The 7,764-nt window shown below is 70.6% G+C and carries 9 protein-coding genes; 3 read left to right on the top strand and 6 right to left on the bottom strand.

From position 1 onward, the window contains the following. Positions 1–260, bottom strand: a 260-nt coding sequence (locus VGJ24_RS13250) for a DUF7059 domain-containing protein (protein ID WP_422656618.1), incomplete at its 3' end; no start/stop codon positions are given. A 151-nt stretch (positions 261–411) separates the two neighbouring features. Here VGJ24_RS13250 and VGJ24_RS13245 point away from each other — a divergent pair. After that, a complete protein-coding gene (locus VGJ24_RS13245; RefSeq protein ID WP_331501098.1) occupies positions 412–1,071 on the top strand; it encodes a hypothetical protein in 660 nt (219 codons plus the stop codon). Positions 1,072–1,205: 134 nt separating this feature from the next. Here VGJ24_RS13245 and VGJ24_RS13240 read toward each other — a convergent pair whose 3' ends face one another. Both VGJ24_RS13240 and VGJ24_RS13235 read right to left on the bottom strand, forming a co-directional pair. Beyond that, positions 1,206–3,575 (bottom strand): sodium-translocating pyrophosphatase, encoded by a 2,370-nt coding sequence (locus VGJ24_RS13240; protein WP_331501097.1) that lies wholly within the window; start codon positions 3,573–3,575, stop codon positions 1,206–1,208. A 138-nt stretch (positions 3,576–3,713) separates the two neighbouring features. After that, positions 3,714–4,052 (bottom strand): STAS domain-containing protein, encoded by a 339-nt coding sequence (locus tag VGJ24_RS13235; protein WP_331501096.1) that lies wholly within the window; start codon positions 4,050–4,052, stop codon positions 3,714–3,716. A gap of 148 nt (positions 4,053–4,200) precedes the next feature. Here VGJ24_RS13235 and VGJ24_RS13230 point away from each other — a divergent pair, with 148 nt between their 5' ends. Next, positions 4,201–6,555: a DEAD/DEAH box helicase gene (locus VGJ24_RS13230; protein WP_331501095.1), complete on the top strand. Its 2,355-nt coding sequence runs from the start codon at positions 4,201–4,203 to the stop codon at positions 6,553–6,555. A gap of 9 nt (positions 6,556–6,564) precedes the next feature. Continuing rightward, complete coding sequence (locus VGJ24_RS13225) at positions 6,565–6,864, top strand: hypothetical protein (RefSeq protein WP_331501094.1); 300 nt, start codon at positions 6,565–6,567, stop codon at positions 6,862–6,864. A gap of 19 nt (positions 6,865–6,883) precedes the next feature. Here VGJ24_RS13225 and VGJ24_RS13220 read toward each other — a convergent pair whose 3' ends face one another. The 3 genes from VGJ24_RS13220 to VGJ24_RS13210 are packed head-to-tail and all read right to left on the bottom strand — an operon-like array spanning position 6,884 to position 7,760. Continuing rightward, positions 6,884–7,243 carry an Rv3654c family TadE-like protein gene (locus tag VGJ24_RS13220; protein WP_331501093.1) on the bottom strand — a complete coding sequence of 120 codons (360 nt, stop codon included), beginning with the start codon at positions 7,241–7,243 and terminating at the stop codon, positions 6,884–6,886. Continuing rightward, a complete protein-coding gene (locus VGJ24_RS13215) occupies positions 7,240–7,593 on the bottom strand; it encodes a TadE family protein (protein ID WP_331501092.1) in 354 nt (117 codons plus the stop codon). The genes VGJ24_RS13220 and VGJ24_RS13215 overlap by 4 nt, the downstream gene beginning before the upstream one ends. After that, positions 7,590–7,760 (bottom strand): DUF4244 domain-containing protein, encoded by a 171-nt coding sequence (locus VGJ24_RS13210; protein ID WP_331501091.1) that lies wholly within the window; start codon positions 7,758–7,760, stop codon positions 7,590–7,592. The genes VGJ24_RS13215 and VGJ24_RS13210 overlap by 4 nt, the downstream gene beginning before the upstream one ends. Between the last annotated feature and the right edge of the window lie 4 nt (positions 7,761–7,764).

Raw genomic sequence — 7,764 nt, 5'->3', positions numbered from 1 at the left:
GCGAGGGAGTCGACGAGCCCGGGGAGAGCGCGCTCGGCGTCGACCCGGCGGACCGGTGCCTGGAGCAGGAAGAGCCGGACCAGGGTCGCCAGCGGTGAGGCGTCCGCCGTACGCCGGAGGGCCGGGGTGGTCTCGTGGCGCCCGAGAGCCGCGCGAGCCGACTCTCCGAGCAGGTCGTCGACCGCGTCGACGGTGTAGTCGCTGCTCGCGAGGGCCTCCCGTAGTCGCGGGGCCAGAGCCGGGTTCGGCACGGGGGTCACGCGCGAGGAACGTGGTAGTAGGTGTCGAGGCCGACGTCGGAGATCAGGACGATCCGTTCGGGTGCTCGCAGGGGCATGCGGCCATCGTGGCATCGTCGGCCGGTTCGCCCGGGCGGGCACCTCGTCGTACCGAAGATGTTTCAATCAGGGCATGGTGCGTGCGTCCCGCCTCCTCGCCGGCGCACTGTTGGCGACAGGTCTCGTCGTCACCGGCGCCGGCGCGGCGCTGGCGTCGCACGGACCGAACGGGGGCGGCGGGAGCGTCGACCCGAACGCTCACCCGGGGCAGTTGAAGGCGCAGATCACGTTCGTCAAGAGGCCCGCACACCCGTGGAACAGCCGGATCACGTGGCTCGCGCAGCGGCAGCGCGCGGACGGCACCTGGAAGGTGCTCGCGCAGGACTCCTGGCGCGCCGGATCCGGGCTGCCGGGCGGTAGCGCCACGAACTCCTGCGTGAAGGGGCACGGCTGGCTGCCGAACGGGCGCTACACGCTGCGCCAGTACGACGACTACGCCGGCAACCTGATCCACGGTCGGGCCTTCCGGCTCGCGGACAAGCGCTGCGCGAACGGCACGCTGCGCGAGCAGCTGTTCATCCACACCGAGGCGGCCGCCGGGAACGGGCAGTGCGCCAACCGGCCGGGCGACCAGATCTGCCGCTGGGAGTTCCCGAGGATCAACGACTACACCTCCCACGGCTGCATCAAGATGTCGCCCGCCGACCTCCTGGCCCTGACCCGCGACTACCACCGCTTCTTCCGGCCCGGCATCCGGTACTCCACCGCCAAGGTCTCCCTCCTCGTCGGTTGAGTCGGCGCAAAGAGGCAGCGAAATCGCGCCGGGTCGGCAGGTGACGGCTGGGCGTACGGTCTGGACGTGACGAAGGCCCGCCCGGGGAGTCCCGGGCGGGCCGTCGTCCTGTGCGTCGTGTACGGCGCCTTGTGTCAGCTCTGTTGCTCGAACTGGCGGGTCGTCGTCTCGTCGGTGGCCGGCGCGGGCGCCGACGGTGCGGCAGGCGTGCCCGAATCGTCGTCGCCGAGCACCACCTCGCGCTGCTTGGAGACGTAGATCGCCGCCACGATGATCGCGACCGCGACCAGCGCGATGATGATCCGTAGCGGGTCGTTCTGGTCGCGACCGACGCTCAGCGAGACCACAGCACTGGCGATCAGCAGCGAGACCAGGTTCATCACCTTGATCAGCGGGTTGATCGACGGGCCGGCGGTGTCCTTGAACGGGTCACCGACGGTGTCGCCGATGATCGTCGCCTCGTGGGCGGCCGAGCCCTTGCCACCGTGGTTGCCGTCCTCGACCAGCTTCTTGGCGTTGTCCCAGGCACCACCGGAGTTGGCGAGGAACACCGCCATCAGAGTGCCGGTACCGATGGCGCCGGCCAGGAAGCCGGCGAGGCTGCTGACGCCCAGGCCGAAGCCGACCGCGACCGGCGCGAGCACGGCGAGGAGGCCCGGCGTCACCAGCTCGCGCAGCGAGTCCTTGGTGACGATGTCGACGACCTTGCCGTACTCGGGACGGCCGGTGCCCTCCATGATCCCGGGGATGTCGCGGAACTGGCGACGGACCTCGTAGACGACCGCACCCGCGGCGCGGGCCACGGCGTTGATCGCGAGACCGGAGAAGAGGAAGACCACGGCGGAGCCGAGCAGCACCCCGACCAGCACCGACGGGTTGAACACGAAGAACTTCAGCAGCGTGTCGTTGGCCGCCTGGTTGTCGCCGACCACGGTCAGCTTGTCGATCACCGAGGTCGCGTACGACCCGAACAATGCCGTCGCCGCCAGTACCGCGGTGGCGATCGCGATGCCCTTGGTGATCGCCTTGGTGGTGTTGCCCACGGCGTCGAGCTCGGTCAGGATCTGGGCGCCCTCTTCCCTGACGTCGCCCGACATCTCGGCGATGCCCTGCGCGTTGTCGGAGACCGGGCCGAAGGTGTCCATCGCGACGATCACGCCGACGGTGGTGAGCAGTCCGGCGCCGGCGAGAGCGACCGCGAACAGCGAGATCGTCAGCGAGGCGCCACCGAGCAGGTAGGCGCCGAAGACGGCCGCGCCGATGACGAGCGTGGTGTAGACCGCCGACTCGAACCCGACCGACAGGCCGGAGAGGATCACGGTGGCCGCACCGGTGAGCGAGGTGCGCCCGACGTCCTTGACCGGCTTGTACTCGGTGCCGGTGAAGTAGCCCGTCAGCGCCAGGATCGCCGAGGCCATCACGATGCCGATCACGACCGCGACCGCGGCGATCACAGCAGGGTTGCCGCTGGGGCCGCCTCCGAGCTGGTCGAGGGTGTTCCGCGGCAGGTTGAAGTCCGCGAAGTTCGTCGGCAGGAAGACGAACGCCATGACCACGCACGCGACCGCGGAGACGGCTGCGGAGATGTAGAAGGCGCGGTTGATCGTCGTCAGACCGTTCTCGCCCACCCTCGGACGGCACAGGTAGACGCCGAGGACGGCGGTGAGCGCGCCGATCGCCGGGACCAGGAGCGGGAAGACCAGGCCCTTCTCGCCGAAGGCCTGGTAACCGAGGATCAGCGCGGCGACCAGGGTCACGGCGTACGACTCGAAGAGGTCGGCCGCCATGCCAGCGCAGTCACCGACGTTGTCACCGACGTTGTCCGCGATGGTCGCGGCGTTGCGCGGGTCGTCCTCCGGGATGTTCTGCTCGACCTTGCCCACCAGGTCCGCGCCGACGTCGGCAGCCTTGGTGAAGATGCCGCCGCCGACCCTCATGAACATCGCCAGCAGCGCGGCGCCGAAGCCGAAGCCCTCGAGGACCTCGGGTGCCTGGCTGCCGAACGCCATCACGACGATCGAGGCGCCGAGCAGGCCCAGGCCCACGGTGAGCATGCCCACCATGCCCCCGGTGCGGAATCCGATCCGCATGGCCGGCTCGCGACCGGTCTCGTTGGCCGCCGCCGCGACCCGGAGGTTCGCCCGCACGGCCAGAGACATGCCCAGGTAGCCGACCGTGCCGGAGAAGCCGGCGCCGATCAGGAAGAACAGGGAGCGGAAGATCCGCACCGTGATGTCATCGGCGGGAAGGGCCAGCAGCAGCAGGAACGCAACGACAGCGAACACCGCGAGAGTGCGGAACTGCCTGGCCAGGTAGGCGTTGGCGCCCTCCTGCACCGCATGGGCGATGTTCTTCATGTTGTCGGTGCCTTCGCCGGCGGCAAGGACCTCTTGGCGGAACATGTACGCCATCGAGAGCGCGCCGAGCGCGATCACGAAGACGATGATGACCAGGACGAGGTTGCCCCCGGAGAGGTGCACCACGTCGGGAATGATCCCGGTCATGGATGTCCTCCTGGGAATACGTTCATTGAACGGCGCGGATTGTGCCATGCGCCCGGGGGATCATGTCATCTTGCGGCCGCCGGAGTCACACCGGGTGCGGGCGTCTGAGACGCGCCCGAGCGGGGGGGAGCGGGCGGATCAGCTGGTCGCGAGAGCGCCTTCGGCGGTGTCGTGGATGACGAACACCTTGGCGAGGCCGGTGATGCGGAAGATCTTCAGCAGGCGGTCCTGGCTGCAGACCAGCTGCAAGGACCCGTCGTGGGCACGGACCTTCTTCAGGCCGCCCACGAGCACACCGAGACCGGTGGAGTCGAGGAACTCGACCTCGGTCATGTCGATGACCAGGTTGTAGGTGCCGGCGGCGACGAGCTCGGTGATCTCCTCGCGGAGGCGGGGCGCCGTGTAGACGTCGATCTCACCGGCGACCGACACGACGGTGCGGCCCTGAGCCTCGCGCGTCGTAATGGTCAGATCCACGTGTCCACTCCAAGACTCCCGGTTGGGTTTGCGGGAGCGCGACGCGGCCCCGATCCCTTCGGGCTATCAAACCACGCCCCGGAACATCGTGGAGAAAATGCCCACACACCCCCACCCGGCTGTCGGCCGGCTTTGCCAGACTGAAGCGGTGAGAGGTGTCGCGGAGGGAACGCCCGGCTCCCGCGCCGTGAATGGCACGGTCGAGCAGCTCGGCCGAAGCCTCGCGACCGGCCGCCGGAACGAGGACTCCCTCCGTCACCTGCGCGTGCTGCCGAGACGCGCCGCGGTCACCGCGCCCTGGCCGGAGTGGGCGCACCCGGACGTCGTGGCGGCATACCGCCAACGGGGCGTCACCGACCTCTGGCGACACCAGGCCGTCGCGGCCGAAGCGGCGCGGACGGGCGGGCACGTCGTGGTCGCGACCGGTACGGCGTCCGGCAAGTCGCTGGTCTACCAGCTGCCGGCACTCACGGCGATCCTCGAACGACGCGGCACCCGTGGTGAGCGCGGGGCGTCGACGCTCTACATCAGTCCCACCAAGGCACTCGCCCAGGACCAGCTGTCGACGATCGCGGATCTGGGTCTCGACGTCCGGGTGACCACCCACGACGGCGACTCGTCGTACGACGAGCGCGACTGGACCCGCGAGCACGGCGAGTACGTCCTCACCAACCCCGACATGCTCCACCGATCGCTGCTGCCACGCCACGAGCGCTGGGCGGGCCTCTTCCGGTCGCTCGACCTCGTGGTCGTCGACGAGTGTCACCACTACCGCGGGGTCTTCGGCGCCCACGTCGCGCAGGTGCTCCGGCGGCTGCGGCGCGTGTGCGCCTTCCACGGCTCCGACCCGACGTTCGTGCTCGCGTCGGCCACCGTCGGCAACCCCGCGGAGCACGCGTCACGACTGACCGGGCTCGAGGTGATGGCGGTGAGCCACGACGATGCACCGCGCGGCGAGGTGGCCCTGGTCCTCTGGGAGCCGCGCTTCACGTCGTACGCCGGGGAGAACGGTGCGCCGGTCCGTCGTGCGGCTACCTCGGAGTCGGCCGACCTGTTGGCGGATCTGGTCAGCCAGGGCGTGCGAACCCTCGCGTTCGTCCGCTCTCGGCGTGCTGCCGAGCAGGTCGCCACCACGGCCGCCGGACTGCTGGCCGAGGTCGACCCGGGCCTGCCGAGTCGCGTCGCGGGCTACCGGGGCGGCTATCTCCCCGAGGAGCGCCGGGAGATCGAGCAGGCACTCCGGGACGGACGGCTGCTGGGCCTGGCCGCGACCAACGCCCTCGAGCTCGGGATCGACGTCTCGGGGCTGGACGCGGTGCTGGTCGCCGGCTTCCCCGGCACGCGCGCCGCGTGGTGGCAGCAGGTGGGCCGGGCCGGGCGCAACGCCGGTGACGCCCTGGCCGTGCTGATCGCCCGCGACGACCCGCTGGACACCTATCTGGTCACCCACCCGGAGGCGCTCCTCGACCAGGCGGTCGAGCAGACGGTGTTCGACCCGGGCAACCCGTACGTCGTCGGTCCCCATCTGTGCGCCGCGGCGCAGGAGGTGCCGTTGCGCGAGCACGAGCTGGAGATGTTCGGGCCGCGGTCGCGCGACCTCGTCGACGAGCTCACCGAGAAGGGGCGGCTCCGCAAGCGCCCGCACGGGTGGTACTGGACCCACCCCGAACCCGCCAGCGCCCTCACCGACATCCGTTCCGGGAGTGGCCGCCCGTTCTCCCTCGTGGAGGTCGCCACCGGTCGCGTGGTCGGCACCGTCGACGGCGGCAGCGCCCATGCCACCGCGCACGCCGGGGCGGTCTACGTCCATCGCGGGGAGACCTGGCTGGTCGAGTCGCTCGACCTCGACGACCGGGTCGCGATGATCGACCGTGTCGACGTCGACTTCTCCACGACTGCGCGGGAGCTGACCGACATCACCATCGCGCACGAGCTCGACCATCGCGACTGGGGATCGGCTCGGTTGTCGTTCGGCATGGTCGACGTGACGCATCGGGTCGTGTCGTACCTCCGCCGCCGACAGCCCTCCGGCGACGTCGTCGACGAGGTGCCGCTCGACCTGCCCGAGCAGAGCCTCACCACCCAAGCCGTCTGGTGGACCTTGAGTGACGATCAGCTCGCGGAGTCAGGTCTCCTCTCGGCGGATCTCCCCGGAGCCGCGCATGCCGCCGAGCACTGCTCGATCGGCCTTCTCCCACTCTTCGCGACCTGCGACCGTTGGGACATCGGCGGGGTCTCGACCACACACCATGCCGACACCGGCCGGCTCACCGTGTTCGTGTACGACGGTCACCCGGGAGGAGCCGGCATCAGTGCCCGCGGCTTCGACACCGCGCGCGAATGGCTGGTCGCCACCCGCGAGACGATCCGCTCCTGCGGGTGCCCCGACGGCTGTCCGTCGTGCGTCCAGTCACCCAAGTGCGGCAACCAGAACCATCCGCTGGACAAGGCCGGTGCCGTCTTGCTCCTCGACGTGCTTCTCGCCGACGCGCCACGTGGGTAGCCTGCCGGGATGGTGGTCCTGGGACTGCTCCTCCTCGCCGCAGGGGTCGTGGCGATCCTGGCGGCGGTGTTCAGCACGAGCGGGACGGCGACGTTCCTCGGCGTCGATCTGGGCGCAGGCACGCTCTTCTTCCTCGGCGTGGCCGCGACCCTCGCGCTGCTCTGTGGGCTCGTGCTGACCCGTGCCGGGACAGGTCGCGCCATCCGTCACCGTCGCGAGAGCCGCAGACTCCGCGCTCTGGAGAGCGAACGCCGCCGGCCGGGCGACAACCCCGACGGGCATACGCTCGAGCAGCCGCCGGCGGACTGAGTCTGGATCCAGGCTGAGCTCACGGTGCCGGACCGGCCGGCCCGGCGCGTGATCGCGCCGCGAGATCGGCGGTCTGCCCGAGCCAGTGCGGCCCCGCCACCTCGACCCGGAGATCGACGACCGACCCGGTCACGATGCAGTGGGTGAGGCGCGCACGGTTGGCAGCGGCGACCTCGGCTGCGCTCGCGCAGCCGTCGCGGCCCTCGGCGACGCCGCGGGCTCCGGCCAGCGCCGAGAGGTCGGCGGCAGCCTGTGCGGAGCGGTGGGCCGCCACCATCGCGGTCACCACTGCGAGCGCAGCGCCCAGGAACATCAACAGCACGGCCATCGCGAGGACGAGCAACGTGGCCGACCCTGACTCGTCACGCCTTCTGCTCACGGGCCGGCCTCCGCGGCCGCGACCGCCTCCGCGTGGACGTGCGCCGCCGGCAGGAACCCGAACAGCCCGCCCGGTGGCGCGACGGTGTCGCTCGCGGTCGCGACCACCTCTCCGTCGCCGTCGGACATCGTGACGTCTGCCCCGGGCGCTACCTGCTGCCCACGCGCGATCGCCGATGCCTCCGCGTCACCGCGTGCGCCGGCGCGTGCTGTCTCTCGCGCCGCGTCGACCATCTGCACCTGGGCGATCCCGATCGTGAGCAGCCAGACCAGACCGATGGTGAGAGACACCAGCAGCGGGATGCCCAGCGCAAGCTCGGCCGTGGCCGCGCCGCGCTGGTCGCGGCTCACCCGATGCCCAGCAGGGACAACACGTGATCGAACAAGGTGCGCAGCAGCTGCTCCCCGAAGCCTCCGGTCAACAACTTGAACAACAGGCCGGCCAGCCCGGCCCCCGCGGCCGTGCCGACGGCGTACTCCGCGGTGGTGATCCCGCGTTGGTCGTGCTCGTGGTGCATGGCT

The sequence above is a fragment of the Nocardioides sp. genome (assembly GCF_036493135.1).
Lineage (GTDB): Bacteria > Actinomycetota > Actinomycetes > Propionibacteriales > Nocardioidaceae > Nocardioides.
The sequence above is the reverse complement of the archived record's forward strand: the minus strand, read 5'-3'. Positions and strand labels throughout refer to the sequence as shown.